21 protein-coding genes and 1 pseudogene are annotated in these 25,651 nt (G+C 55.5%); 2 read left to right on the top strand and 20 right to left on the bottom strand.

The window, feature by feature from the left end:
• Positions 1–214, top strand: a 214-nt coding sequence (locus M3I53_RS24030; protein WP_254318348.1) for a transposase domain-containing protein, incomplete at its 5' end; no start/stop codon positions are given.
• 266 nt (positions 215–480) lie between these two features.
• Here M3I53_RS24030 and M3I53_RS24035 read toward each other — a convergent pair.
• A complete protein-coding gene (locus tag M3I53_RS24035) occupies positions 481–1,779 on the bottom strand; it encodes an acyltransferase (RefSeq protein ID WP_254318349.1) in 1,299 nt (432 codons plus the stop codon).
• 941 nt (positions 1,780–2,720) lie between these two features.
• Between M3I53_RS24035 and M3I53_RS24040 the strand changes: the two genes are divergently transcribed.
• Complete coding sequence (locus tag M3I53_RS24040; protein ID WP_254318350.1) at positions 2,721–3,545, top strand: phytanoyl-CoA dioxygenase family protein; 825 nt, start codon at positions 2,721–2,723, stop codon at positions 3,543–3,545.
• Positions 3,546–3,838: 293 nt separating this feature from the next.
• Here M3I53_RS24040 and M3I53_RS24045 read toward each other — a convergent pair whose 3' ends face one another.
• From M3I53_RS24045 to M3I53_RS24135, 19 genes and pseudogenes are all read right to left on the bottom strand, one after another.
• A complete protein-coding gene (locus M3I53_RS24045) occupies positions 3,839–4,720 on the bottom strand; it encodes a bifunctional 2-polyprenyl-6-hydroxyphenol methylase/3-demethylubiquinol 3-O-methyltransferase UbiG (protein WP_254318351.1) in 882 nt (293 codons plus the stop codon).
• Positions 4,717–5,085 carry a hypothetical protein gene (locus tag M3I53_RS24050; RefSeq protein WP_254318352.1) on the bottom strand — a complete coding sequence of 123 codons (369 nt, stop codon included), beginning with the start codon at positions 5,083–5,085 and terminating at the stop codon, positions 4,717–4,719. The genes M3I53_RS24045 and M3I53_RS24050 overlap by 4 nt, the downstream gene beginning before the upstream one ends.
• A gap of 379 nt (positions 5,086–5,464) precedes the next feature.
• A pseudogene (locus tag M3I53_RS24055) lies at positions 5,465–5,786 on the bottom strand (IS5/IS1182 family transposase); the annotation flags it as partial.
• 266 nt (positions 5,787–6,052) lie between these two features.
• On the bottom strand, positions 6,053–9,085 hold the full coding sequence (locus tag M3I53_RS24060) for an acyltransferase (RefSeq protein ID WP_254318353.1): 3,033 nt from the start codon (positions 9,083–9,085) through the stop codon (positions 6,053–6,055).
• 28 nt (positions 9,086–9,113) lie between these two features.
• Entirely contained in the window at positions 9,114–9,716 is a 603-nt protein-coding gene (locus tag M3I53_RS24065; RefSeq protein ID WP_254318354.1) for a hypothetical protein, read from the bottom strand.
• A gap of 28 nt (positions 9,717–9,744) precedes the next feature.
• The gene (locus M3I53_RS24070) at positions 9,745–11,424 is read right to left on the bottom strand and encodes a hypothetical protein (RefSeq protein ID WP_254318355.1); all 1,680 of its coding nucleotides are present in this window, start codon (positions 11,422–11,424) and stop codon (positions 9,745–9,747) included.
• Positions 11,425–12,032: 608 nt separating this feature from the next.
• Positions 12,033–13,199 (bottom strand): dTDP-4-amino-4,6-dideoxygalactose transaminase, encoded by a 1,167-nt coding sequence (gene rffA, locus M3I53_RS24075; protein WP_254318356.1) that lies wholly within the window; start codon positions 13,197–13,199, stop codon positions 12,033–12,035.
• A gap of 77 nt (positions 13,200–13,276) precedes the next feature.
• On the bottom strand, positions 13,277–14,233 hold the full coding sequence (locus M3I53_RS24080) for a glycosyltransferase family 2 protein (RefSeq protein ID WP_309249545.1): 957 nt from the start codon (positions 14,231–14,233) through the stop codon (positions 13,277–13,279).
• 45 nt (positions 14,234–14,278) lie between these two features.
• Entirely contained in the window at positions 14,279–15,127 is an 849-nt protein-coding gene (locus M3I53_RS24085; protein WP_254318357.1) for a hypothetical protein, read from the bottom strand.
• Positions 15,128–15,195: 68 nt separating this feature from the next.
• Complete coding sequence (locus M3I53_RS24090; RefSeq protein WP_254318358.1) at positions 15,196–15,873, bottom strand: acetyltransferase; 678 nt, start codon at positions 15,871–15,873, stop codon at positions 15,196–15,198.
• Positions 15,870–16,487, bottom strand: a complete 618-nt coding sequence (locus M3I53_RS24095; RefSeq protein WP_254318359.1) for a trans-aconitate 2-methyltransferase — start codon at positions 16,485–16,487, stop codon at positions 15,870–15,872. The genes M3I53_RS24090 and M3I53_RS24095 overlap by 4 nt, the downstream gene beginning before the upstream one ends.
• A 13-nt stretch (positions 16,488–16,500) precedes the next feature.
• Complete coding sequence (locus M3I53_RS24100) at positions 16,501–17,265, bottom strand: WbqC family protein (protein WP_254318360.1); 765 nt, start codon at positions 17,263–17,265, stop codon at positions 16,501–16,503.
• 71 nt (positions 17,266–17,336) lie between these two features.
• Complete coding sequence (gene gmhB, locus M3I53_RS24105) at positions 17,337–17,879, bottom strand: D-glycero-beta-D-manno-heptose 1,7-bisphosphate 7-phosphatase (RefSeq protein ID WP_254318361.1); 543 nt, start codon at positions 17,877–17,879, stop codon at positions 17,337–17,339.
• Positions 17,876–18,586 carry a nucleotidyltransferase family protein gene (locus tag M3I53_RS24110; protein WP_254318362.1) on the bottom strand — a complete coding sequence of 237 codons (711 nt, stop codon included), beginning with the start codon at positions 18,584–18,586 and terminating at the stop codon, positions 17,876–17,878. The genes gmhB and M3I53_RS24110 overlap by 4 nt, the downstream gene beginning before the upstream one ends.
• Positions 18,583–19,164, bottom strand: coding sequence for a D-sedoheptulose 7-phosphate isomerase (locus M3I53_RS24115; protein ID WP_254318363.1), 582 nt, complete (start codon positions 19,162–19,164; stop codon positions 18,583–18,585). The genes M3I53_RS24110 and M3I53_RS24115 overlap by 4 nt, the downstream gene beginning before the upstream one ends.
• Positions 19,164–20,207, bottom strand: coding sequence for a dehydrogenase (locus M3I53_RS24120; protein WP_309249546.1), 1,044 nt, complete (start codon positions 20,205–20,207; stop codon positions 19,164–19,166). Before M3I53_RS24120 ends, M3I53_RS24115 begins: the two co-directional genes overlap by 1 nt.
• 10 nt (positions 20,208–20,217) lie before the next feature.
• Positions 20,218–23,457 (bottom strand): methyltransferase domain-containing protein, encoded by a 3,240-nt coding sequence (locus tag M3I53_RS24125; protein WP_254318365.1) that lies wholly within the window; start codon positions 23,455–23,457, stop codon positions 20,218–20,220.
• A complete protein-coding gene (locus tag M3I53_RS24130) occupies positions 23,454–24,836 on the bottom strand; it encodes an ABC transporter ATP-binding protein (RefSeq protein ID WP_254318366.1) in 1,383 nt (460 codons plus the stop codon). Before M3I53_RS24130 ends, M3I53_RS24125 begins: the two co-directional genes overlap by 4 nt.
• Positions 24,826–25,650, bottom strand: coding sequence for an ABC transporter permease (locus M3I53_RS24135; protein ID WP_042262228.1), 825 nt, complete (start codon positions 25,648–25,650; stop codon positions 24,826–24,828). The genes M3I53_RS24130 and M3I53_RS24135 overlap by 11 nt, the downstream gene beginning before the upstream one ends.
• Position 25,651: the final 1 nt, after the last annotated feature.

Genomic DNA, 25,651 nt, shown 5'->3' on the forward strand with positions numbered 1-25,651 from the left:
GGCCATCGGTCGGGCCAATTGGTTGTTCGCAGGTTCACTGCGAGCGGGGCAGCGTGGCGCTGCGATCATGAGCCTGATCCGCTCGGCACAACTCAACGGGCACGACCCGCACGCGTATCTCAAGGACATCCTCACGCGTCTGCCCACGCACAGGGCCAGCGACATCGCCGCGTTGTTGCCGCATCGGTGGCAACCGAAACCCACAATCGCCTAACCTCGTTCGTCAACACGGGATCGCTGGCCGCTTACCACTAGGTTCTTCGGTCAGTCGAAAATTCGTGGCCATCGCCTTGCGCATGCGCATTTCCACTGGCGCTTTCAGTCGGCTGAGCCCATGCGGATCCCTGGGGCGCACGGTGTCGAGAGTCGGGCGCAGCCTGCACCGCAAGCAGTATAGAAGCAGACCAAACTCACGCACCGCCGCTAGCACCTGCGTCATGACGAGCCCGCGCCCGGGTGCTTCGATGCCACTGCAGACGTTTAGCGTTCCCGCATGAGCTTCGATTGGGTGTATGCGGGATTGGTGGCTAATCGGTTCCGCTGTACCAAGCGGTGAACAGCATTCAGCGCCGGCCTCTCGACCAACGTCCACGAGATGTAACCAGCAAGGAGCGCGAGCGGCAGAGAAACGAGGTTGCTTGGGTATGAAGTAATCGTTCGTGCGAAGTGGTTGAGGGACTGCTGAATCGGCCAGCCGTAAATGTAGACGCCGAAAGAATAGTCACCTGGGAGTACGACGCGGCGAAGCGTCGGTGATGCTGCGACAACCAGAACCAAATAAAACAATGCGACATATAGGGCATACTCCTGGACTCGCGTTCCCTGAAGGATCGCAGCAGCGATCACAAGAAGAACCGTATAGCGGCCCCTGATAACAAGCAAGTCGCGCACTGCATATGCCGCTACGCCAGCAAGGAAGAAAAGCCCCACCTTAAGAGCATCGGTGTAGTGGTCATCAGAAAAATACGGTACGGCTCGCGGCACTACTGCATGGAGCACCAGAATTGCCGCGATCGAGAGCCCGAGGCGAATTGGTGTGCGCAAAAAGCCTAGACAGCCAGCGGCAAGCACATATGTGTAACATGCGACTTCGGGGCCAAGCGTCCAGAGTGAACCAGCCGGCGCGGATGGGAGATGGTTTGAATTGAATACCCCTGGCAACAAATTGCACGAACGCAACGAAGGGAATACCCAAATCAGTGTCGAATTCTGGCCCAAATAGCAGTAAACGCTTTGTTGCTTAAAGTATTCTGACAGGGGCAGTATTGAAACGGCAGGACCTATAATAAATGAGAGCACGGCGATGCAAACGAACAGGCCAGGTAAGATACGCGCAAGGCGCATGAGTGCAAAACGGAATGGCGATCGATTTCGGTCAAAGCTCTGCGTTACAAGGATGCCACTGATAAAGAAAAATGTCCCTACTGATAGCGTTCCGGAAAAATTGCGCTCGACCAGCATCGTCACCGGCTCTTGATAACCACCGGTTGGGAACAGATAGAAAGAGTGCCCGAAGATAACCGCCAATGAGGCTATTAATCTGACAAGGTCGAAATTGTTCGATCCGCGGACGAGAATGTCGGCGAGCCTGAGGGATTGGCCTGGCGTCGTTGAAAACGTCGCAGCTTGTGGCATGGCGGAAATTACATGGAAGAGCAGAATGGCCAGATGATACCAAATGCGAAAAGGCCCCACACACTGCGGAATGCGTGGCGCCTTGACCGGCCAGCGAAGAATAGACCAACGATGTCGGTGGCCGCCATTATATCGGAATTCCAAACAGATTCGGGCGAAATTCTATCCGGCCCGTAGCCGATGGAATGCAATTGCGAAGTCGAGGCCCTTGATATCGCGATGCGCGGGGAAGCGCACTGCAATCGCGCGACAGGCAATCGAGCAAATCTGCTGCTCGGCAGTCTCGACGGCTGGCCGATTGAGCCATGCTCTTACCACCAAACGAAATCATACCTTTCGTTTCAGCCCACCGAACACGCATTTTTGCGTGTAAACAATCTTTTCGGCAGGCTGAGCACCACTTCTGGGAAGATGAACACACGTTTCGGGCTCCCGAACACCAATTCCGGAATGTTCTGAAATCGTTCAAGTTCGAGCACACAGTGGTTGTTCATCTTCTTCTGGAAACCCTGTTCGACTTCAATTGAAGTCCGCTTTCGGGTTCGCCGAAATACGTAGCCAACGTTCCGACCACGCGACGGGCGACCTGCATTTCGGTTGCATGTCATGAATGCCAGAAACCTTTCGACATTGAAAGTTTACTTCTGACGCCGCTCAGTGAAATAGTTTCGGGTGATCGAAGAGCGTTGAGACGACAGCACGCACTCGCAGCGCTTCACTGTTGCCCCGGATCGACAGATCTTCAGAAGCTGCTCGGTGCAGTCGCTTGATTGCCTGTTGGTGTCACGAGGCATTCTAGCCGGGAAGACGCGCGACGCGCTGAGAGCAGAAAGAGCTCCATATGCTCACTTTTCTTGGTGCGTTGAGATGCGGAGTAGCCGCGGTCGACCTACGGGGCGCCCGTCACGACTATGGCACGGCTACCGTGTCATAGTCCGCCCAGTACGAAGGCTGGCGACGTTGATGACAACGGGCACGGGTAGCGCGCGGCGAACGGTTTCTCGGCCAAAGGTAGCATCGGGGGCGCCGGACCACGGATTGCGAGTGATATCATCTCTAGTCTCCGTTTCCGCAACGAAATACACATGTCAACCGGCGCCAACTTCAGTGTCTACGGCATTTCTTCGCGCATGCTGGCCGAAGACTCTATCGAAGAGGTCGCGGTCGAGCTCCGCGTAAATGGATACGCGATACTTGACAGCGGCTTTACCCCGGAATTCCTTGATGTTATCAAGGACGACCTAGAGCGCGTCTACAAGAGTCAGGCTCAGGAATTGGGGGGCGAGGACGAGCTTCTTCGAATGAAAGATGCGGACACCGCCAGATGTGTATTGTCATACGAGCCACGGTTCGTGGAAGTCGCCACATCGCCGGCCCTGATGCGGCTTGCAACGAAGGTGCTTGGTCACGAGTTCGTGTTATTGCAACAGAACGGGATCATCAATCGACATGACCGCGCTAATCAACAGGCAGCGTGGCATCGTGATCTAGCGTATCAGCATTGGACAAGCTCCAAAACGCTCGCTATCAACGCGCTACTGTGCCTCGACGATTTTACATTCGAAAACGGCGCGACCTTGGTATTACCCGGAACGCATCATATAGAAGAATTCCCAACCGAAAAGTTCGTATCCAAGTTTGAAAAGCAGATCGCAGCTCCCGCCGGATCGTTTTTAGTTCTGGATGCCATGTTGTTCCATCGAGCAGGCATTAACATGTCCAGCCGTGTGCGCAGAGCGGTCAATCACGTAATCGGGCTACCGTTTATGGCGCAACAAGTCGACATTCCATCCGCATTCGCTAGCACCGGCGCACCTGCGCCGAAGGACCCTGCGATCAGGAAATATCTGGGCTACAAATGGGCCCCAGCCGTCAGCGCTATCGATTGGAGAACGCGTCGAGTTCGCTAGATGGCGCGATCAAATTCCCCGTGACACACTCTGCTGGACCGGCTGCTTGGCCGAAGGAGCCTGGTCTACTGCCCTTAGCTAGCTAGATGTTTTTCGAGAGGCGAATTTATCGTTCCGCGTAGCCCGACCTTGCCGAAGATGGCCGTGGCTGCGGGCTGTCGCGGGAATGGTGGTGAATTTCGTGGTCGCGAAACTTTGGATAATTCAGTGTCCGCTAAGGACGTCATCGCCCAGTCCCCACCGAGTGCCGAAACGCAAAAGCCTCACTCAGCCGATAAATTCGATACTGAGCCTCATGCCCGCAATACCCGGCAATCCATGATGGGCTGTACTGCAACAGGAATCAACGCGGCGGCGGCTAGCAGACCCGTACGGTCCAACGCCGTGATTACCCAGCGAAGCAGCGGGCCCCTACGGGCTTGGAACAATCGGTCGGAAAGTGTGCGCCCAAGGAACGTTTTGAAAGTAGCTCGATTGAACTCAACTTCTGTCTGCAGTTGCTGCCGACAGATCCGACGAACTTGTCCCACACTGATCCAGTTCAGCGACGCCCACGTGCCATTTGGGTCGACAACATTTTTGGACTCAAAAATCCAGCGCGACATGACCTTCTCGGTCAATGACCGGCTCAGCAACGTGGGAATGTTGAAATGCGGTTCATACGGGAACGCATAGTTTGGGCATACGAAGCGATAAACGGTGCCCGGTTTCAGGGAAGCCCGTACTTTCTCCAATACCAGGGCGACATCCCTTACATGCTCCATCACATTTATCGAGAACGCGTAGTCGAAATGGTCCTGGATTTCCAAGTCCTCACCGGAAACCTGGAGAAGCGTCGGCATGATGCCCTGCTGTGACGCATAGCTGACAACGATCGACTGAAGTTCTGTAAAGTGCGAAAAGCCGCTACCCACGGGCTCGAGAGCGGTCACTGCGTAGCCATCCCGAACCAAGATGCAACTGAGCATCAAAGAGCCTGCCCCGACCTCCAAAACTCTTGCCCCCCTCGGAAGTCCGGCGAGATCATCCTCGATCAACCCTCGGCCAAACCGCGCCTCCGCCGCATACTCTTCGAAGATCCCCAAGAGTTGCGGCGAAACTTCCTGAACAATATGACGAAGGTCGCGGAGACATAACTCTGCCGAATTGGGGTCCCACACCGTGCCCACGGTCATCCTTGTGCCCCCACTGCGACACCAACGAGAATCAGTGCCGCCCCGAGCAACTTTGGTGTATTCATTGGCTCATCAAGCAAAGCAGCACTGCTCGCGACGACCATGAGGAAGGTTAATCCTTGATAGATCGGAAACGCCTGAGCAAGCGGTAACTTCGACACAGTACTTAGCCAAGCAAGGGAGCCCACGAGGCCCGCGACATATGCCGAGAGAATAAAAGGGTCAAGAAAGTAGCTCACGTACTTGAGCACACCGGTGTACTCCGCACCTGGTAGCCGACCCAGATTCTCGATGCGCCACTTGACGATAACCTGGCTATATGCCACCAGCAAAACCGTCGGGAGAACGCGCACAACTACTTCCATTGGGATCCATCCGTCTAGAATTCAGTGCCCTCTACAATAGTACCGGGCCCTTGTACAAACGTGGTGACGGCCAGTGTTGGCCCCATAAAAGTGAACTGTACCATGCAAAGAGTTTGTGCGGCTGCCGATCACGGGCCGATCAGTCAGTAAAAGATGGGGCAAATTTATTGGTTTCTGAGTTTTCCTCGGACCAACCGTATTACTGGTAATACATCGGCAACGTATGGAAGGATTCCACCCAAAGAGGTGCCGAGCTAAAAGCGCAATCCGTCGCGTATTTCATAGCGTCATACGGATTGCTGCCTGCCCAAGGCCTCCGCGAACGTGTAACCGTCGTAGAATTGCCAGGGATCAAGCGCATGCCAACAAGCAGACCTCCTTGTGCGTCGTCGTGGTCAACAATCGCCATTTCCGTAACCGTTGTGTCGACAATAACGCGCTTCACGCCCGAGCCCTGGTCACGCCGGCACGCTTCTCCGCTTCTCCGCTTCTATCGTACGGCGCACAACTATTCAAGTCTGACTTCAGCCAGCCGCTTGCGCCAGGGTGTCAGGCTCGACGGGGCGATCGACGGCCCGGCCTGCAAATACGTCTCACCGGTGGACCTCTTCGTCGGACAGGTTAATTGCGTACTGCAGATACAGCAACAGTGCTCCGTCGATCAGCCTCGATGATGTCGCCGGTCGCCCTTTGCGCAACACACTAAGCGCTCGCGCAGCAGTTGCCGGACAAAATCTTGTTCCGGCACATGCATCTTCGGCCACATCTGCACCTCGTCAAAAAAACGCAGGATTCACGCGTTAATGTGCTTGGCTCCTGCAAACTCCACAACACCATTTCAGCTTTAAAGCACCGTCGCACGAGGCCCTGACGGTAATTCAAGGCAGACTGTTTAAAGGCCACAGTTTTCGAGGCCGAACTTCGTTTTTTTGCGAACGCCCTCAAACAGCGCTCTATATAACGAGGCTTATTTGCCGATAGTCAGTGTCTCAATGTTGGATCTTTCGACGTGGTCGACGAAGCGACGCTCAAGGTATAGCCGTTTCGCCCCCGGCGTATTCAATATGTCATCACTCACCTTTGCAGTGGCGAGCCCCGGCTCGATCTGCGTCACAAGCCGGTGCCCATCTAGGACAACCTCGCTACCCCTAGGCGGAGTGCCGTCGACCCTTATCCATATTGCCGAATCGCCGTTCGGCTGAGGGTTGATTTTCTCGCCAACGCGGCTTTCAGTCGGCCCAAAGCTAACAATATTCACCGCAAGTGAGGACACTGGCACAAAAGTGTACCGCGCCGTCAGCACCTGCATGAGCAGGCAAATCAGTAATACCGTACCAATCCCGACGGCCCAACCGAGGCGCAGTGGTTTCGTGGCAAGAGGAGTCTCGCTGACGCTCTGCGCCACAAATTTGCCCAGCCAAATTGCACGGGACTCAATAAAGAACCAGCTCAGTTTGGCGAAGGCCAGGGCGACGGCAAGAGCCGTCAGGGTAAGCAAATAAGGGTTTATATCCGGGCCAAGGACTGTGAGGACAAGTTGCTGGGCCGGCCAGCCGTAAAGAAAAACGCCGTAGCTGAGGTCCTCCGACGGTCGGTATATTCGCCGGACGAACCGGGACTGCCCGAGGGAGACGATGACCCATATCGCCAACACAGACAACAGTGCTCCTTGAATCATGCCGCCTGAACTAATCATGAACAACGCTAGCACGATCCCCTGCCACAATGCGGGCCGAATCCATCCCGCGGCGCCATAGGCGATCAGGCCAACGAGAAACAGCGACGCCGCTGCCTGGGCATGCCCCGCCTCAAACAGCTCAAGCGGTAGGGCGCGAAGAAGTGCCGGAGCCGTAATCAAGGCTAGCGAGATCAACCCGCCAATGATCACGCGTCGGCGAGTTGACATCAAACCAAGCAGGCTCAAGCAGGCCGCCAGAGCATACATGACCGAAAGGAGAGGCAATGCATATACCGGTGCGTTGATAAAAGTCGACGCATGCTGCTCAAACACACCCGGAATGCCTGGAGTCAGGCGCAGTGCGCTGTTCTGAAGAATATAGTCGTAGACGCCGTCGAATAAAAAATAACGTTGAAGCGGCGCCCTACCTGAAAACACACAGGCCAATATCGTAGTGACGACCAGACATACGAACAGTGCCGGCCATAGCCGCAAGGCACGCTTGCCGAGAAAATTGAAAATATTCGGATTACGATGCAAGCTCTGGGCTGCAAACAACCCGCTCAGGAAGAAGAGCGTCTGAATTGCAAGACTACCAACTGTCGTAAGAGGGAAAAGAGCGGCTGTTAAATAATCGATGTGACCCTTCGCCCGAGTCAGCGCGAACGAATTGGAATAAATTACACTCACGGCCAGAACCAGCCGGATCAAAGTGTAACTGTTCTCGCGATCCCGGATCGACTCAAGCAAGGATTGGGAGGGCCAAATAAAAGGCGTCGCCAAAGCTGGCACCGCACTCAAGCAGTAATATCTTTGCATGTAGTGAGCAAGCGCCACCGCCAGCATGGGGAGCATGAACCAATAACTGACCTCCGAGAAGAAATTGGTGGAACCTTGGGGTACAGAAATAAGCATGCCTGGCGCCACCGAAACACCCAGGCAAATGAGCAACAACTCTACATCAAACAATCCTAAAGTCTTGATTTTATTGATGCAATCGCGGAATGACGATATACGCTCAAATGCCAGAACACGTAAAACAGCATAAATAATAAATGGACCAAAGAAAACTGCGGCCGAGGCGAAACGAAACCTATCGGGTACATTCTCCCGAAAGAAAGCAAACGGCCTCAGCATTTCCATGAGTCCAGGACCACTATTCGAAGCCGCATCGCTTCTCGTGAGCCAAAGCCCAAAACACATGGGGGCGAGAATGGCGCAAAACGCGTACGCGCGCCGCCTCCAACCCCACGAGACTCGCAGGACACCGTACGCCATCACCCCAGCTACGACGAATGCCACACTGATCTTAAGGACACACAACACGCTGAGATACAGCGCGGCCATAACGTACCAAGTTGGATTATTAACTGAAACCCTTCCGTTGTGCGCAACCTCCAAGAGCCAAATACCCCCGACATATGCAACCAGCACGCCAAGTCCGAATGACTCGCTATGGAACACGTTATAGTAAATGCCACTTTGTCTTTGTATGTCCGGCGGAATGATTCCTACAAATAGCAGTGTAAATATTATCCAGAACCACACTCGCGGGATCCGGTCAGCGTCAACATGCGGGAAGTACACGGAAGCACGCCGTTTGAATGCCTCTACAAAGACCAGCAAAACGGTGATAAATGCAGAACAGAACAGGAGCGGAAACGCAATTGAATAAAACCTCAAAGGATCTAGGCCTAAGGCAGTAGAGCCGCCCGCAACAAGATAATGACTTCCGAAATGATATGGAAATGGGGTAATTCCGTCTACCCCCAAAGAGCCCACGCCATAAAAACGGAGCATGTTGACTATTGCCGATTGAAACAGAAGATCGACATGAGTCTTCCCCGCAAGAAGCGCCTCGTTTATCCACGGAGTCTTGTATCCGTCAACGTAACTAAGAAGAAACATCCAATAGCCGATTAGTGACCCGCAGCAGACCGGCACAACGCCTCTTCTCCAACCCCCTGCGCAAAAAACAAATAATGATCGGGCACACATCAATGCAATAATCGTCATCGCGACCAGATTCTGCAACGGCGTCAGAAAAAGAGTGACTGGCACCACTACTAGTCCGGCTATTGTTGCCAGCGACAAGGGCATTTGTATCCAGCCTTCGAACCATCTGGACGACTCGAACGTTACACAGATCCCGAGTAGGGCGGCGGCGGCGATTGAAGAAATTACATGGAGCAGCGGCCTCATACTGTCGCCGTGAAAAGCCGGATCCGCATAGCAAAAACACAAGGCAAGCGTAAATACAATTACCGCAGCAACGCACGCCAAATAAGCATCCGAGTTCTTTACGCGCGATTTCCTTGACACCTCTTCACACGTCCAATGGTCTATTAATTCAGCGTTTCGCACAGTCTAGCCTCGCTTCTTGCAGATCGTCGTCTTTGCGCTCGATAACAATCACAAAACGAAGGCCCGCTCTATCTGCTACGTCGCATGGTTGCGATACTTCATATTTGCCTCCGCTCGCTTGGGGCAGATATTGATAACCGTATGCCGTGTATTTGCAGCCATTGGAGCGGGCATTCAGCCCGCTGAGAAGTGCCAGCCCAGCCACAGCCGGAACACTGAAGGGTTGGATTGCGCAAGGCTCAAGAATCGTGTCCTGAGGCTTGTCGATGTACCGGCCGCGGTAAAAGTCATCATCGTCGATGTAAATCGCGGTGTGTTTTCGATCTATTGATCCGTCAACTCCGATGCCTTCAAGAAGCGAGTAGAAATCTCGGCGAAGGCGCTGATTTTCCGAAAGATCATGTGGACTGTATCCTTGCACCCTCAGTCGAGTCGCAAGGATTTTGTAGGCCGTTTGACGTTCGCCCAACACATAGCGGTACGTCTGAATGTTGTGTATGACGGCCACAAAGCATGAAGCTATAGCCAGCGTTACCAGCGTAAGCCGGAACACTCTTTCAGACACAGATTCTTGCGTGTAGTTATTCATCGTTTCCTACACTGAACAAGTTCATGATTCAGTTGACTGCCGCCTGATAGACCGTCACCCGTCCACATCGCATGAGCGCCGCACGACCCTTTGGGTCCGACGCTGGAAGCGCCGAATCCATTCGCATGTACCACCGTATCCCGCGCAACCGTAACATCTGCGTAGCAGCGTCCCACGTCGGCGCGTTGTCAATCGCTCTAATATCCGCAGCCCTCTGCATCGCAAGCTCCCGTGTCGCGCCACCCTTTGCCATCTGCAGAGCCGGGCGCCCGAGATATGCCGGTATATCAGACAGACTAACAACAATCGTCGAGGGATCGACCAGCATGCTCGTCGCCAGCGGGCCGCCGATTGCAAAGACGTCCCTAGGTTCGGAGTGCTGTCGCATGAACATCGCCGCCCGAACGAGACATTCGTCGACAGGCACATCGTAAAACGCACTGCCCCACCGGAACGCTGGTCGCCCGAGGTCTACCGGTCGCGCAAGCGATACGCTCACAACGGCGGCGAAGAAAATAGCCCCGCCTCCCCAAGGTTTGAAAGTGTCCAGGCACTTTGTCGGAAATGGGATCAGATCGCGCGCTATCAGCGCGATCGATCCAGCACCCACGATTGCATATAGCAAGACGAAGTGTCGTTGTTTGTATTCGGAAACGTCGCCGTTCGCAGCCTGTGGAGCGAATACAACCAGGCAGGCGAAAACCCCGATTAACGTACCGAGCAGTAAGTATTGATAGTTCAAGCTCCCGCGGAACCACCCGATCGCCCCAGCCAGCGGAAACAACAATGCAAATATGCCTAACGCCGCCACCAGGACGAGGCCGACTTCAATCATCGTTGCAATGCGCGAACCGAATTTCTGCCTTAACAGTTCGTCAAGCCCCGGATACGCCGTCGGTTCCATATCCTGGAATACGCTGTGAAGAAACCGAAGTAAGTCACCACGTTCTGACATCCAGATGTAATGGCCAAGCTGGTGGAAGAATATGACATAAACCGCGCTGATGGCCGCTATGACAATTGCGATCACTATATACGATAGCTTATGCCGGAAAAATCGAATGAATACAATGACCAACGCGCTTGGCGCAGCAAGCAGGAACATATGTGCCCGGATCATCACGAGGGACGCGAGCAAGACTCCGGAGATCGCAAGTACACGTAAGTCCCCCTTCCCCGAAGTTGCCTTGAGAAGAAGCATCAATGCGACCCCGGCAACGCCGATGGCGTATCCAGACGCCGGGGACGTAAATATCAGCCAGTGAAAGCCGAAAAATCCATTTCTCAGCCAATAACTCGATGGATCCGGAATAAGCGCCAGAGCAACGGTCGAGGCAACCCCCAAAACGCACCCACTCAGTTCCGCACAAAATGCATAGATACCCGCCAGCGCGATGACAAGCCCTAATGGGAGAAATATAGCGGTCGCAACCCCTAGCCCTGGCAAGTTCGCCACCGGCACAAATGCCGCTGGCAGCATGAAAACACCGTAGTGGTAAAAGCCGCGAGGCGCATCCACCATCATTGCGCTACCGCGCCCAGCCGCAAGCGGATCCCCAAATTCTGCAATCTGTGCGCCATGAATGTAGTAGTCGATCCAGGCATGCAGGACTCCGTCCTCACCGAGTGCAGGTAACGCTGACATCATCGACTGGCACGACCAGTAAGCAACCAATGCAAACGTCGCCAGCGCTGCAACGTCCATCATCGAATACGATGCGCGAAATCCACGCGACCACACTAGCAAGCGAATCAGGCACACTCCGGCGGCTACAATGCCAAAGGCGTGGTCAGCGGTCAGCCCACCTCCCCATACCAACGGGAGCATTAGCAGGCTAAAGGCTGCAACACCGATGCAGACAGCCGAGGCGATAGGGGCTGTAATGCGCGGGGCCTGAGCAAGAAATAGGACAAGCTCTCCCGCAGCCAACACCGCGTAGGCCCCAATGCACATTTTGACCACCGGCCAAGGCCCGATGGTGGCTCCGGCCCGCTTAAGTGATAGCGTTATGAAGATTGTCGCGCATACGCACAGCAGGCTGCTCACAGCGCAAGCTCGCAAAATAGTGTTTTCTGAAAAATTTCTCACGTTTGCGAGCTAAAACACATACAAAGTAGAACAACAAAGCCTATCGGCCGAAAAATCAGCGGTTAGGCCGCGAACACAGGGAAACCGCACGCGCTTCCGAGATAGTCCGCAAGAAAGAGGTCGACGTCTAGCAGCCAAGGCACCGATAGGCCCCAAACAAAAAACCTTCCAGAATCCCGGTGCATTCGCCGCATCGGCGCCGCCGCACGAAAAGCGCATAGGGTGCGCTACGCAACCTTAAGAAGCACTTTCTTCAGGCGGTCAACCACATAGTCCTGTTTGTCATCGGCCAAGTCGAGCCAAAGCGGCAGTCGTACCAACCGACTTGCGATGTTCTCAGTCACGCCGAGGTTTTCATGCGAGCGTCCGGTCTCGCGGCCATACGGCGACATGTGAAGGGGTACGTAATGAAATACGGCATCTATGCCTTCCTCCTTCAGTGCGCTCAATACGCGTTGTCTGTCGACGCTCTCCGCGAGTAAAACGTAGTACAAGTGGCCGTTGTGGTCACAGTGCTCCGGCACGATAGGGCGTCGCAGCAGCCCCCGCACCTCCAGTTCTGCAAGCATCTCGTGGTATCTGTTCCACAATCTTAGGCGCCGCGATGTCAGGCCGTCCGCCTGCTCCAATTGAGCCCAAAGGAATGCGGCGGTCAGTTCGCTTGGCAAAAACGAGCTACCGACCATCCGCCAGGTGTACTTATCGACCTCTCCTCGAAAGAATCGACTCCGGTCAGTACCCTTTTCGCGAATAATTTCCGCGTTGATCATGTAATCCGAGGAATTGACTAGCAGTGCACCACCTTCCCCGCAAATAACGTTCTTCGTCTCATGAAAGCTGTATGCGCCGAGGTGACCAATCACTCCCAGCGGGCGCCCTTTGTACTTCGCCATGATGGCCTGCGCCGCGTCTTCAACGACCCCCACTTGATATCGCTCCGCAATCGACATCAAGTCATCCATTTCACATCCGACACCGGCGTAGTGGACAGGTACGATGGCCTTCGTACGCTTTGTGATGGCTCCCTCGACCTTCTTCTCGTCCAGATTCAACGTATCACTACGCACATCGACGAAAACCGGGACCGCGCCACGTAGAACAAACGCGTTGGCAGTGGACACGAATGTGTACGACGGCATGATCACTTCGTCGCCTGGCTTAATGTCGAGTAACAAGGCCGCCATTTCGAGTGCCGCAGTGCACGAGTGCGTGAGCAACGCCTTCTTAGTCGACGTAGTCTGCTCCAGCCACTTATGGCAAAGGCGCGTGTAGGTACCGTCGCCGGCCAGATGAGCTCCACCGTGCGCCTGAGCAATGTAATGCAGCTCGTTTCCCGTCATATAGGGCTTATTGAATGGGATTCTCTCCTGCTGCTGCAAATTCTCTGCTGCCATCTTTAATCTCCGCGAAGCACTTATTAGACCTTCTCGACGCAATTCAATCTACCCGACACAAGCGCCCGGATGCCAAATCAGCTCAGCTCGCAGCCGCATTCAACGTCGACCAGATACAGCGGACGCCCCTTGCTAGCCTCGAATATTTTTGAAACGTAGATACCAACCGCTCCAACGCTAGCCAGAACAAGCCCCGTCGAAAATAGTATCGCGACGGAGAGGCTCGTCCATCCCGGCAAAACAGCCGACACGAGATAGCGGTAAACGAGGAATCCACCCAATACGAAACTTAGCGCCGTAAAGATCAAGCCAAGACGTACGATCCACATCAAGAAAACACTGGTCTGAAAAAACAAACCGCCGACCGCATGCTTAATCAGCTTGCCAAGTCCGTACGAACTTCTGCCTTCGTATCGCTCCTCGTGAACGTACTCGATCGTCCCGCAGTTAAAGCCAAGCCACCGCAAGATAAATAAAAAATGCCTATCTCGCTCCGTGAATTTCAAATATGCGTCGGCGACACGGCGACTCAAAATGCTAAATGTTCCATAGCTCCCATCCTGTGGCTCGCTCGTAAGCTTGCTCAGCAGACGAAAGTACATTTTCGCGCCGAGGGTACGGAACCAGGAATGATTGCGCTCTACTCTACGCCCCAGGACCAAGTCGTATCCCTGCTTAACCGCGGCGTAAAGGTCAGGAATGCGTTCGGGCGGATCTTGCAAATCGCAGTCCATCAGAACCACATAGTTTCCCCGCGACCTGGCAATACCAGCGGTAATCGCAATATGCTGCCCAAAGTTTCGGCTCAGTCGAACCCCACGGACCTCGGGAAACCGCATCGATAGCGCTTCGACCAGGGGCCACGAATTGTCAGGACTCCGATCATCCACAATCACGATCTCGAACGAGGGCCCGAGATCCGTTAGCACCCGTTTAAGACGGCTGCAAAGCTCCTCAAGACACCCGAGGCAGTTATACGAGGGGACCACCACGCTAATCTCGGGTCCCGCCGGTTGCGTAGATCCAGTCATCATCGAGTGCCCCCCGTCTCATCATGCTTATACAGTTCTCCCCGCACGTCAGACCTCCTGCACAGCAAGTCCAAACCCTGTATCACCATACCGGCTGCCGTTGTAGAGCATGTAGCGTCGACCATCGTGGTCGAAAACGCATGGATAGCACACGCTATCGGCATCCCACCCTGAATCCGAAGGCTCGATACCAGCCTCTTCGTCTCGTCGTGTCCAGGCCACGCCGTCGGATGACTCGGCATATCCAATCCGATAAGCCGCGCCCCGATACGAGTACCACATCCGGTACAGGTCGTCGTCACGAACGACCGTCGGCTTCGACATGGCGTACTCGCTCGAATCCTTGAATCGCAAGGCGACCACCCCCTTGGGGTTCCAATGGACACCGTCACTCGACTCGGCGTACTTGAATAGGTGGTTCATCTCTTCCTGGCGCGTACCCCAGGACAAATTTGACCCGTACCACATCCGCCACCTGTCACCTTCGACCGCGACCCAAGGGTATGAAATCGAAAAAGGATCCGCGTGATTCCGGTCAAGGACAGGTGCCAGCGAAACACGCTCAAACGGTGCGCCGGGTCCCTCACTGACAGCGAGTCCGATGCTATTACGCCAGGGCACTGTTACACCCAGGTTCCAGCCAAGGTAATAGAGATAGCGTCGACCTTCGTGGTGGACCAGACATCCCATCGATGTGCCACTGTCATCGAAGGCGCCCAACTGGCCGGGACCGATCACCGGCTGTTCCGAGAGGTGAAGAATATCCTGCGGCTTACGCAGGTCAATATCGACGAAGCAGATGTGAGCGCGGCGATCCCCGTCCCGGGCGCTAAAATACACTCGAAAAACGTCATCGTGACGCCACTCGGCAACCGGATTCGCCGCATGAGTTAGCATCCAAGGGTATTCTCCGTTGGCACAGAATACCCTTCCAAGTTTATTCCATCGCATCGTGGCCTTTCCTCTCAAATCCCACGTAGTCGCGTACTCGGGACACGCGAGCGCTCTGCAGCGGCAGCAGTATAGACTCCTTCCGCCTCGGCATCGCGGTCGATCAGCGAGCCTGCGCCTATTATGCATCGTTCGCCGATCGTGACATGGTCGCGAATCGTCGAGTTCACGCCAACAAAGGTACCTGCTCCAATTCTCACTCCGCCCGACACCACGACGTGCGAGCTAATAAAGCAGTGATTCTCGACTACCGAGTGATGTCCAATATGATTCCCGCTCCAAAGCGTTACGTCATCGCCGATTTTGCTGAATGGCTGGATCGTGTTGTCTTCGAGAATAAAGCAATTGCTGCCGATTTGCAGGTCGGGAAAAACCGTCGCTCGGCTGCTCACATAACTTACGCATTGATAGCCTGCCGCACGTACCGCGTCAAACTTGGCTGCCCGGACGGCGTTGACCTTCGCATAGCTAAGCGCAACGAACGCACTAACTTGATCTGGCGGAAAGCGCTGCGACAACTCGTCGAAGGGTACGACAGGAAGCCCCAGCAACTCATTCTCACGAATAAAGTCCCGATCCACGACGAACGCGACGGGCGTGAAATCCGAGTCGTGCGTGAAGTAGAACCACGCCAGCTCAGCAATTTGCCCTGCACCGAATATTACAAGGGGTTTTGATGATTTCGCCATCATTTCCTCACGAGAATCGTAAACTCGTACAGATCATAGTCGTGCAGCAAGGCGACGTTGCGAGCGAATCGCCGCTTGCATAGATCGAACAACTCACAAGGATCGGCGTAGTGCAGATCGCTGCGCATTCTCTCCGGGTCCGAATAGCCCGTGAGGCAGTTGAATGAGAAGCCTTTGGTCGTAAAGGCATCCATGCTTTCAAGTGTGTCGACGATGTACGCGGACCAGGAGGCCGCGTCGGCCCCCAATTTGACATTGAAGATACCGCTCGCAATGGCGAATTCGACTTCGCCTTCCGGCTTCGTGCCGACTATGAACTTCGCGTTGGGCTCTTGCGCATGGAGTCTGGCAGCCGCCTCGATCATTGCGGCCGAGATATCCAGACCGATGTAATTAACGCCCTTGGACCGCTGCGAGAGGAAATCAAGCAATGCACCGTACCCGCAGCCGACGTCCGCAACCGAAAAATCGCCGCCTTCCGGAAGCAATTTGCATAGTTGTTCGAATCGCTTGACCTGGCCCTCTTGACCGTTCCAGTCCACGCCTTGAGGGCGCGCTCCGAATTGCGCCAGTTTGTCGGAGTAGTATCGCTCTACAGGGGATAAAAGATTGCTCATGGGCAACTCATCCTTAATCGATTTTTGTGCGAAGCTTCCGCGAAGGAAATTTCATATACTTCGACGCATCGTCACCGCAATTAAATAACAAATCAATTACCGAAACACCGTGCTGAAATTCACCCCACAACTGGGGGTATTCGGAGTATCCCGTATAATCAAAGAATTGAAGTTCAATACCCGCGGCCTCGAAGAGTAGAGGATCGATATAGTCTCGGGCGGCGGGACCTGAGATATAAATCGTCGCACCTGCCTGTTCGCAAAGATGGACCAACCGCTCGGACTTGCCCTCACAATTCTCGTACTCCCAAGACCATTTAAGCGTCGTCCTGATGCCGAGTTGCTGGCAAATTACCTCCGTCAGGGCGCGATTCAGCTCGGACAGGCTCGTATATTCTCTTTCCAGGTAATATGGTTCAAGCAGCGTGGAGATTGGCTCGAAATATGGCGAGCGCTTGTAGTTTTGGCAAATCGTCTTCCAATGGTCCGATTGCCACCGGTTGCCATCAATTTCCGTCTCACGAATGGTCTGGTGGTACTTCCCCTTTACCTTGACCGGAACAGTGAGCCAGGCCGTGCCTTGTGGGTTCTTGATCAAGTTCCGGTTTCGCCAGTCTCTTCTTGTATACTGCATATCGTCGAAGAGGACGAACTCGTCTACGGATCCGATCAGGTCGAAGTATCCCTTCCACGGGATGTAGCACGATTGCACGATCGCAACCTTCTTTGCCGGTCGCGATGACAGGTTTTCGATAGACTGGGCAACAATAGTTTGCATAAGGAATATCCGGAAATTCCTGGACGGCTAACTGGCAAAGCCCGTGTCAGACCACCCTGTTTTCTACCCGATCAAAAGAGCATCTTCGCCAGTTCGTTCAGGCTCGCCACCGAACAAAAGCCACGTTCGTGCCCTTGACCGGTCCCAACCAGATACCGCGCCTGAATGCCAGCTTGCTCTGCCGCTACCATATCGGTCTCGGCGTCGCCGATCATAACCGACCGCTCCAAGTCTATCCCGTGCTCTCTTGCGGCGCGCAAGAACATTCCTGGCGCCGGTTTCCTGCATTCGCAATGTCGCTTGTATTCGCCTAGCCCCGCCGTAGGATGATGGGGACAATAATAGACCTGTGTGATCGGTGCGCCCTCAGCCACGAACCGCTCGAGCATCCACGCGGTGAACGCATCGAACGTTCGCTCGTCGTAATACCCCCGGGCAATTCCAGCTTGATTGGTCACGACAAACACGCCATAACCGGCTCGCCTCGCTTTGCGTACCAGCTCAAAAATGCCGGGCACAAATGTACAGTCTTCCGGCCGGTGAAGGTAACCAATATCGACATTGATTACGCCGTCGCGGTCAAGAAACAACGCGCGCTTCAATTCCGGCATCATTTAGCCACCATTCGGGGCACAAGCGTTTGCGCCAGCGCGTAGTCATCGGGAACGCCAATATCGATTAGCTGGCTGACCGCTGGCACCGCATGCACATGAAGTTCGCTCAAGCGCGCATGCAAAAAATCCTGCTCGAACGAAAAACGCTCCGGCATAACGTATCGCTCGAACGAAGCTCGCTTGATCAGATAGACACCGGCGTTGATAGAGCCCGCGCCAGTCTGTCCTTTCTCGCGGAATGCTGTGACCCGGCGCGGAGCCGCGGCTTCGAAATCCACTGCACCGTAGCGCGCGACGTCATCAAGCTGCGCGACCGCCATGACGACGTCAGCCTCACCCGATGCGCCCGCGGCGCGCAGTTCGTCGAAATCGACAATGGTCATCGTATCGCCGTTGAGCACGAACGCTTCGTCGCCACCAATTTGGGCCATTGCCTTCGCGATGGCTCCGCCGGTACCGAGCGGCTCATCTTCGATGACGTAGTGCACCTTCAGAGCCCCGAAAGTGTCACCGAAATAGTCCTCAATTGTGTCGCGCTTATAGCCAACCGACAAATAGACATCGGCAATGCCCTGCTGCTCGAGCCGGCGCAGGACCCACCATAGAAACGGCTTGCCCGCCACCGTAGCCATCGGCTTAGGCAGATCAGGCACAACGGAACGAAGGCGTGTACCGAGTCCGCCAGCAAGAACAATTGCGGGAATCATGCCGGGGTGAACAAGCTCGATTCAACCAGGCCACAAATGATGTGCGCCAGCAGGATATGGCCTTCCTGAATCTTCGGCGTCGATCTCGACGGCACTTCAATGCACACGTCGCACAACTCGAGCATCGCATTGCCGCTTGCGCCGGTGAAGCCCGCCACATACATGCCCTTCTTGCGGGCCTCTTCCATGGCGAGCAGGACGTTGGGCGACTTGCCCGACGTCGAAATGCCCCAGAAGAAGTCGCCCTTGACGCCGCCCGACTGGACCTGACGCGCAAACACTTTCTCATAGCCGTAGTCGTTGCCGATGGCGGTCAGCGCCGACGTGTCCGTAGTCAAGGCAAACGCCGGCAAGCCAGGACGGTCGAAGTTGAAGCGGCTGACAAATTCGCCCGCAATGTGCTGTGCGTCGGCCGCGCTGCCGCCATTGCCGGCGATCAGCACCTTGTTGCCCGCCTTGAACGTGTCGACGATCTTCCGTGCGAAACCGGCAACCTTATCCAGCAGGACTTCGTCGGCGTGAATTGCGGTGAAGAGGTCGATCGCCTTCGAAATTTCATTCCGGATCGTGTCTTTCATTAGGTCCTCCAGGAATACGCACCGTGTTCGGTGAAATTGCAGGTGAATACCTGACCGTTGAATTGGGCCAGGGCGCGAATCACGTCTGGTCGCTTTGTCGGGTCAACGATGAACATCATGAAACCGCCGCCGCCAGCGCCGGAGACTTTGCCTGCGCGCGCGCCAGCCGCGATTGCCGCGTCGTAAATGGCGTCAATACTCGCGTTGCTAATGCTGGTAGCCATCAGCTTCTTCGAGATCCACGAGAGACGCATCGACTCGGCGAAACTGTCGAAGTCACCCTTGAGGATGGCTTCTTTCATCTTTACAGCTTCTTCCTTCACACGGTGCAACGCGTCGAGCGACGTCGAGTTGCCGCTCTTCACGCTATCGGTTTGCTGCTGAATGATGCGTGCAGACTCGCGGGACACGCCCGTGTAAAACAGTACCAACGAAGACTCGAGTTCCGCGCGCACCGAATGCTTCACACGCAACGGGTTGACGATCACCCGGTCCTTGTAGAACTCCATGAAATTGAAGCCGCCAAACGTGGCCGCATACTGGTCCTGCTTGCCGCCGGCAAACGCAAGATCCACGCGTTCGATATCGTGAGCAAGCTGCGCGATGTCATATTCGCCGAGTGGAATCTGGAGGTACTCAACGAAGGCGTGGACCAACGCCACCACCATCGTCGACGACGACCCCAGCCCTGATCCCGGCGGCGCTTCGGAGTGCGTCGTCACGTGCACGGACAGCGGAACACCCGCGTTGTAGTCGCGAACGATACGGTTGTATACCCCTACGTGCAGCTCGAGCCCTTTGACCAGGTCAAGCGAGGCCGTAGCCGCGCCCGACCAGTGCACGGAGTTGTCCGCGGCCACCAGCTCGACGATCCCGTCCTGACGGGGCGTAATCGTCGCATACGCGAACTTGTCGATGGTGGCGTTCAGCACAAGGCCGCCGAAATCATCCGAATACGGCGAAACGTCCGTGCCGCCGCCAGCGAGTCCAAGTCGCAGCGGCGCGCGCGCGCGCACCGTTCCGGGTACGTAAGAGTTCGTCATAAGCGATAAATCAATGGTTGAAATCCAGATCTTGCGCAAACACCTCACGAATTGCTGCGCTCGAGAAGTTCGCGGCGACGTAAGCGCGCCCCGCCTCTGCAACACGGAACCAGTTCGCGTCATTGCGCACCAGTTCGATCACGCTGGAGGCAAACGCAGCCGGATCGTCGGTCACAGGCAGAATGTCTTCGAGACCTGCCAGTCCCTGAACGCCGACGGGAGTCGTCACTAGCGGCGTGCCAAAGTTCAATGCTTCAACAACCTTGTTTTTGACACCCGCGCCAAAACGCAACGGCACCACGGCCACGCGCGCGAGCTCATACAGTTCGGCCAGCCGCTCATCAGTCACGTAGCCGGTCACCACCACCTTGGGCCCGGCCAGCGCCTTCACCTCGTCGGTCGGATTGGAGCCAACCAGCGAAAGCTGAATATGCGGCAGTTCCGCACTAATGCGCGGCATGATCTCGTTCACGAGCCACTTCGCTGCGTCGACGTTGGGCGGATGACCAAAACCGGCAACGAAAACAATCTGGCTGCGCTCGTGCAGCGTATCGGCGTTCTCGTTGTCCGGACGAGGCTCGAAAAAATAAGGCGGCAATGCACGCGCTGCCACTCCGGGTGCCATCTTGTTGACGGTCTCGGCTTCCGTTGCCGACGGGTAATACACCTGATCGACAGCGTTCCAGACTTTCAGCTCGAGCTGACGTTCGCTCTCGGCCTGGCGCAGCAATTTCTGCTCGCCCGACACCTCCGCCTGCTTCAAGGTGCGCTCGAAGTGCAGGTCGTGGCCGTAATAAAGCAACTTGGCAGCGGGCGCGTACTTGCGCAACGGCTCGATGAACGGCTCGCTGACATACGGCCGATTCAAAAATGCGAAGTCGATAGTTTGATCGGTATTCCTGATCCAGTCGTCAAAGCCATCGATGAACTCCGGACCATAAAAGACCTCGACGCCCATTTGCTGCAACGGCTTTACGTAGACTTCGTCGTACCAGAGATTCTGCGGCCAGAACTTGACGTTGAGCCCCATCTCGAGGAATACACGAATGAAGCACATCAGCGAGCGCGAACCCGCATCGCGATCGGGCTGCGGCACATAGTGATCAACGATCAAAACGGTCTTGCGGTTACGCGTGCGATCACGCGCCGCACTCACGTGTGTGCCGTTATCGAAGTGCTGCGAGTTGAGAATCTCGCGCCAACGTTCGCGAAACTTCTTCTGGTTCTCGACCTGGTAAGCCTTGATGCCAGATCCGATATCCGTTCCGTTCGAAATCCCTTCATAGTGGACAATGACCGATTCCGGCTGATAATAGACCGATTTACCCGCCTGACGGACCTTGAATGCCAGGTCGGAGTCTTCGCAGTAGGCCGGCAGATAGTACTCGTCGAAACCTCCCAGTTCGTCCCATAGCTCCTTTCGGAGCAACAACGACGCACCTGAGGCGTAGTCGATTTCCTTGACGTAGTTGTAGGCGCTCTTGGATGGATCGTCGAGACGCCCGAAATTCCACGCAGAGCCGTCCTTCCACATGATCCCGCCCGCTTCCTGGAGACGCCCATCGGGATAGACGAGCTTGGAGCCGACCATGCCGCAATCCGGACGCGCGTTGAACAATGCGACCATCGAGTCGAGCCATCCGGGCGTAACTTCCGTATCGTTATTCAGGAAGTAGACGAATTCGCCACGAGCGTGCGTCGCCGCGTGATTGCAGGAACCGATGAATCCCAGATTCTCCGGGTTCGACAGGAAGCGAAGACCCGGGATCTCTTGCATCCGCAGAATATCCTTGTCTCCGGATGCGTCCTCGGCAACGATCACTTCGATCGAAACCGCCGGCATGTGCTCGACGATCGACCGTACGCAGGCAAGCGTGTACGGCAAACTACCGTAAGCCGGTATGACAACCGAGACCTGTGGATTCTGCACCACCGGCAGCTTCAAGGCAGCGAGGACCGAATCGAACTCTTCTGGCTTGATTGGCGGGCGCCCCAAAACCTGGAGCAGCGGCGCGCCTTGACGCTTCCAGGTTTCGTAGAACACCACGCCTTCGAACAGCGGGCCGGCAATGCGAAATACCAGATTGGCAAGTTTGTTCTTTTGCCCGTGACTGAGCGGCAGCGACTTGTAAGCCGCACGCGCCCAGCGTTTGGCATGGGGGCGAAGCGGTTGCAGTATCGGCGAAAAATCACCTCGGGCAAGCCGCATCATGCCACGCAGTGGACGCGTGATCTTCCATGAGGTGGATGCGTAGACCCTTGCCAGTTCACCCTGCGATTCGCCAAGTCGACTTTGCAATTCGTCGCGTTCGTGGCGCAATGCTTCAGACCTCTCAAGGAAGGCGAAACCGGCAATACTCTCGGTCGACCTCAGCCGCTGAAGTTCGTCGTCGAGCGACAGTGCCCAAGCTGTCCGTTCAGCGAATTCAGTTTGCAATCGGCGGATCTCAATGTCTCGCCTCTCGATTTCGCTGGTCTGGCGATTCGCCCATACCGCGAGTTCCTCTTGCCGGGCATAGAGATCGCTGCCTTCTTCGAAGAAGACCGATGCCCCAAGCCGGGGCTGTTCGTGCGCAGTATCCTTCGTACAGAGGGCCAGGTAATACATGATCGCGTCGAGTTTCGGTGTCCGTACCGATACGCCAGCTCGATCGAGCGTGAGCGCGGAAAACTCAGCGTCGTGCCGGTCTTCCGGAAGAATGACCGAACTCGTAGCCAGGCGCTGGCCATAGTAAGTGACGCCACTGAAATAGCGTTTCACCAGCGCGTCGAGCTCTTCGAAATACAGCTCCCGCACGTGAAATTCGTTGTGGAAATTACGATCGTCGGAATACACCTTCCTGTTGGGCGACGACAGGATGAGAAAACCGCCCGGCTTAAGTACGCGATGAATCTCCGAAAGCATTTCATCATGCTGCGTCAGATGTTCAAGCGTCTCGAACGAGACGACCGCATCGACGCTCGCGTCAGCCAACGGGATCCCCGTTGCGCTTCCCTGCTTGAACGAGAGATTCGGGACATCGCCGTAGAGCTCGACCGCATGGTCGACCGCTTCATGCGAAATGTCTACGCCAGTCACAGCCTTGGCATATCTGGCCAAAATGGCCGAGCCGTACCCTTCCCCGCAGGCAATATCCAGCACATGCAGACCCTTAACGGTCTGCGCGGCCCAACCATAGCGGTGCAAATGTTCATAGCGCATGTCCCCTTCTTCGGTCGGGACATACCGTTCACCGGTGAACTCGATCACGCCAGTGACCTCTCTTTTTCGACGCTAATGCTCAACATAGGGATGCCAATTAAGCCGTGACGCATCGTGCTGTCGACGGTGCGGAACTGCAGCGCGTCGTGGAGCCAATGCTGCTGGGTGTGATCGTCCTGTGTGCCGGATGCAACGGCGGCGTCGATGGAGTACGCGCCAACCGGCAGAATGGGCATGCGGAAGCGGAATGAGGCAATAAAGACGTCGCCCTCGCTTCCTTCGATCACGTCTTCGTAACTGAGGTGTGAGTTGTCGCCGAACAACCGTTGCCCCAAACGGTCCTTCACATAGAAGCCAAAGATCAAGCCAGCGATCTGCTTGTGCACGGCGACTTTCAACTGAAGGGTGACTAGTTCCCCTCCCTGCATGAGTTGCTCCTGTCGGCCATCCTCGTCAATCAAAGCGACATCGACGATCGAAGCCCCGCCCGCACCAAATGCGCTCTCATGAGCCTCGGGATCGAATTCAAATACCTTGATGGAGTTTGCGGGCCGCAGTTGATCGAGCCGCGGATCGACCACATCGAGTGCTTTCATCTTGGCCTTAGCCCGCTCGGACTTCGCCGCGGTCACGGCCACGCCCTGCGCCTTGCGATCGAGCACATGCTGCTCGGCAAGATAAGCCTCAACCACCTCTTTGGCAGCACCATCCATGCGTACCGAACCACGATCGAGCCAGACAGCGCGGGAGCACAGGCCAGTCACCGCGCCGACATCGTGGCTCACGAACAGCAGCGTTCCGGTCTTCTGGAATCCGCGCAAGAACCGCATGCACTTCTGCGTGAAACGCACATCGCCGACGGACAATGCTTCGTCGACCACCAGGACATCCGCGTCGACATGGGCAGCGATGGCAAATGCCAGCCGGACGTACATACCGCTCGAATAGGTCTTTACCGGCTGCGACACAAAATCGCCGATCTCGGCAAACTCGATGATGGAGTCGTAGCGCTCCTTCAACTGCGATTCAGTGAGCCCATACAGCATGCCGCTGAGATACACATTCTCTTCGCCGGTGAACTCAGGGTTGAAACCCGCGCCAAGTTCAAGCAATGCAGCCACACGACCGTTGCGAGTCACCTGCCCCTCGGTCGGGAAAAGCGTGCCGCACACAAGCTGGAGAAATGTCGACTTGCCGGAACCGTTTTGTCCGATGATCGCCACCGTCTCCCCGCGCTCGATCGACAGGTCGACCTTGCGAAGTGCCCAGAATTCGCGGAAATACTCTTTCGGTTGTCTGCCGAACAATCGCGACATGCGCGGCAAGATCATCTGCTTGAGACGATCTTGCGGGTCCGAATAAATCTCGTATCGCTTGCTGAGGCCCTTGACCTCTACTGCGGTCTGCTGAGCAGTATTAGAGGACATCGGCGAACCCCTTGCGCGTCTTTTCAAACCAGAGAAGACCGAGCGACGCGACGACGTACGCTATCACCGAGTACAGAAGCCAACCGGCCCAGTTGACCTGGCCGCCCCAAATGGCAACCGTGCGAATCTGATCGATGACGAAAGTGAGCGGGTTCAGCATGATGATCGCTTGCAGACGCGGCGGCACCGACGAGAGCGGATAAAAGACCGGGGCCATGAACATAAGCAAGGACGACACAATGCCCATCACTTGCCCCAGGTCGCGCATGAACACTCCAAAAGACGCCAGGAACCAGACGAGGCCTGCCGTCAGGACAACAAAGGGCAGCAGGATCACCGGCACAAAAATCACCGTCCAGGGAATATGACCTTGCCAAAGCAGGATCGCGACGAGCAGGATCACCGACGCCACCAGCATATGGAACAAAGCTGTTCCAATCGCAATCCACGGCAGCGTCTGCAGCGGAAAGACCACCTTCTTGACATAGTTTGGATTGCCGACGACGAGCATCGGGGCACGCGTCAGACACTCGGACAGCAACGTGTGCGTAAGCACACCGACGAACATGACAACGGCAAATTCGATGTGATCGGTGGAGCCCGCCCGCCATCTCGACTTGAACACGAAGCCAAATACAAACGTGTAAATGCTCAACATCAACAACGGCGTAATGAACGACCAAAAGAGTCCGAGAAACGAACCCTTGTAGCGGCCGGCAACCTCGCGTTTGACGAACTCCACGATGAGATGCCAGTTCTCCGTGAGCGAATACACGACTGCAAGCGGATGCAGCAGTCGTTTTGGTGATTCCATA

It is taken from the genome of Paraburkholderia sp. CNPSo 3272, from assembly GCF_024206495.1.
Classification (GTDB): Bacteria; Pseudomonadota; Gammaproteobacteria; order Burkholderiales; family Burkholderiaceae; genus Paraburkholderia.

Excerpts from the sequence above, each read along its gene's own strand:
- M3I53_RS24040 (WP_254318350.1), top strand. The coding sequence starts at position 2,721 with ATGTCAACCGGCGCCAACTTCAGTGTCTACGGCATTTCTTCGCGCATG.
- M3I53_RS24045 (WP_254318351.1), bottom strand. The coding sequence starts at position 4,720 with ATGACCGTGGGCACGGTGTGGGACCCCAATTCGGCAGAGTTATGTCTC.
- M3I53_RS24050 (WP_254318352.1), bottom strand. The coding sequence starts at position 5,085 with ATGGAAGTAGTTGTGCGCGTTCTCCCGACGGTTTTGCTGGTGGCATAT.
- M3I53_RS24065 (WP_254318354.1), bottom strand. The coding sequence starts at position 9,716 with ATGAATAACTACACGCAAGAATCTGTGTCTGAAAGAGTGTTCCGGCTT.
- M3I53_RS24070 (WP_254318355.1), bottom strand. The coding sequence starts at position 11,424 with ATGATGGACGTTGCAGCGCTGGCGACGTTTGCATTGGTTGCTTACTGG.
- rffA (WP_254318356.1), bottom strand. The coding sequence starts at position 13,199 with ATGGCAGCAGAGAATTTGCAGCAGCAGGAGAGAATCCCATTCAATAAG.
- M3I53_RS24080 (WP_309249545.1), bottom strand. The coding sequence starts at position 14,233 with ATGATGACTGGATCTACGCAACCGGCGGGACCCGAGATTAGCGTGGTG.
- M3I53_RS24085 (WP_254318357.1), bottom strand. The coding sequence starts at position 15,127 with ATGCTAACTCATGCGGCGAATCCGGTTGCCGAGTGGCGTCACGATGAC.
- M3I53_RS24090 (WP_254318358.1), bottom strand. The coding sequence starts at position 15,873 with ATGATGGCGAAATCATCAAAACCCCTTGTAATATTCGGTGCAGGGCAA.
- M3I53_RS24095 (WP_254318359.1), bottom strand. The coding sequence starts at position 16,487 with ATGAGCAATCTTTTATCCCCTGTAGAGCGATACTACTCCGACAAACTG.
- M3I53_RS24100 (WP_254318360.1), bottom strand. The coding sequence starts at position 17,265 with ATGCAAACTATTGTTGCCCAGTCTATCGAAAACCTGTCATCGCGACCG.
- gmhB (WP_254318361.1), bottom strand. The coding sequence starts at position 17,879 with ATGATGCCGGAATTGAAGCGCGCGTTGTTTCTTGACCGCGACGGCGTA.
- M3I53_RS24110 (WP_254318362.1), bottom strand. The coding sequence starts at position 18,586 with ATGATTCCCGCAATTGTTCTTGCTGGCGGACTCGGTACACGCCTTCGT.
- M3I53_RS24115 (WP_254318363.1), bottom strand. The coding sequence starts at position 19,164 with ATGAAAGACACGATCCGGAATGAAATTTCGAAGGCGATCGACCTCTTC.
- M3I53_RS24120 (WP_309249546.1), bottom strand. The coding sequence starts at position 20,207 with ATGACGAACTCTTACGTACCCGGAACGGTGCGCGCGCGCGCGCCGCTG.
- M3I53_RS24130 (WP_254318366.1), bottom strand. The coding sequence starts at position 24,836 with ATGTCCTCTAATACTGCTCAGCAGACCGCAGTAGAGGTCAAGGGCCTC.
- M3I53_RS24135 (WP_042262228.1), bottom strand. The coding sequence starts at position 25,650 with ATGGAATCACCAAAACGACTGCTGCATCCGCTTGCAGTCGTGTATTCG.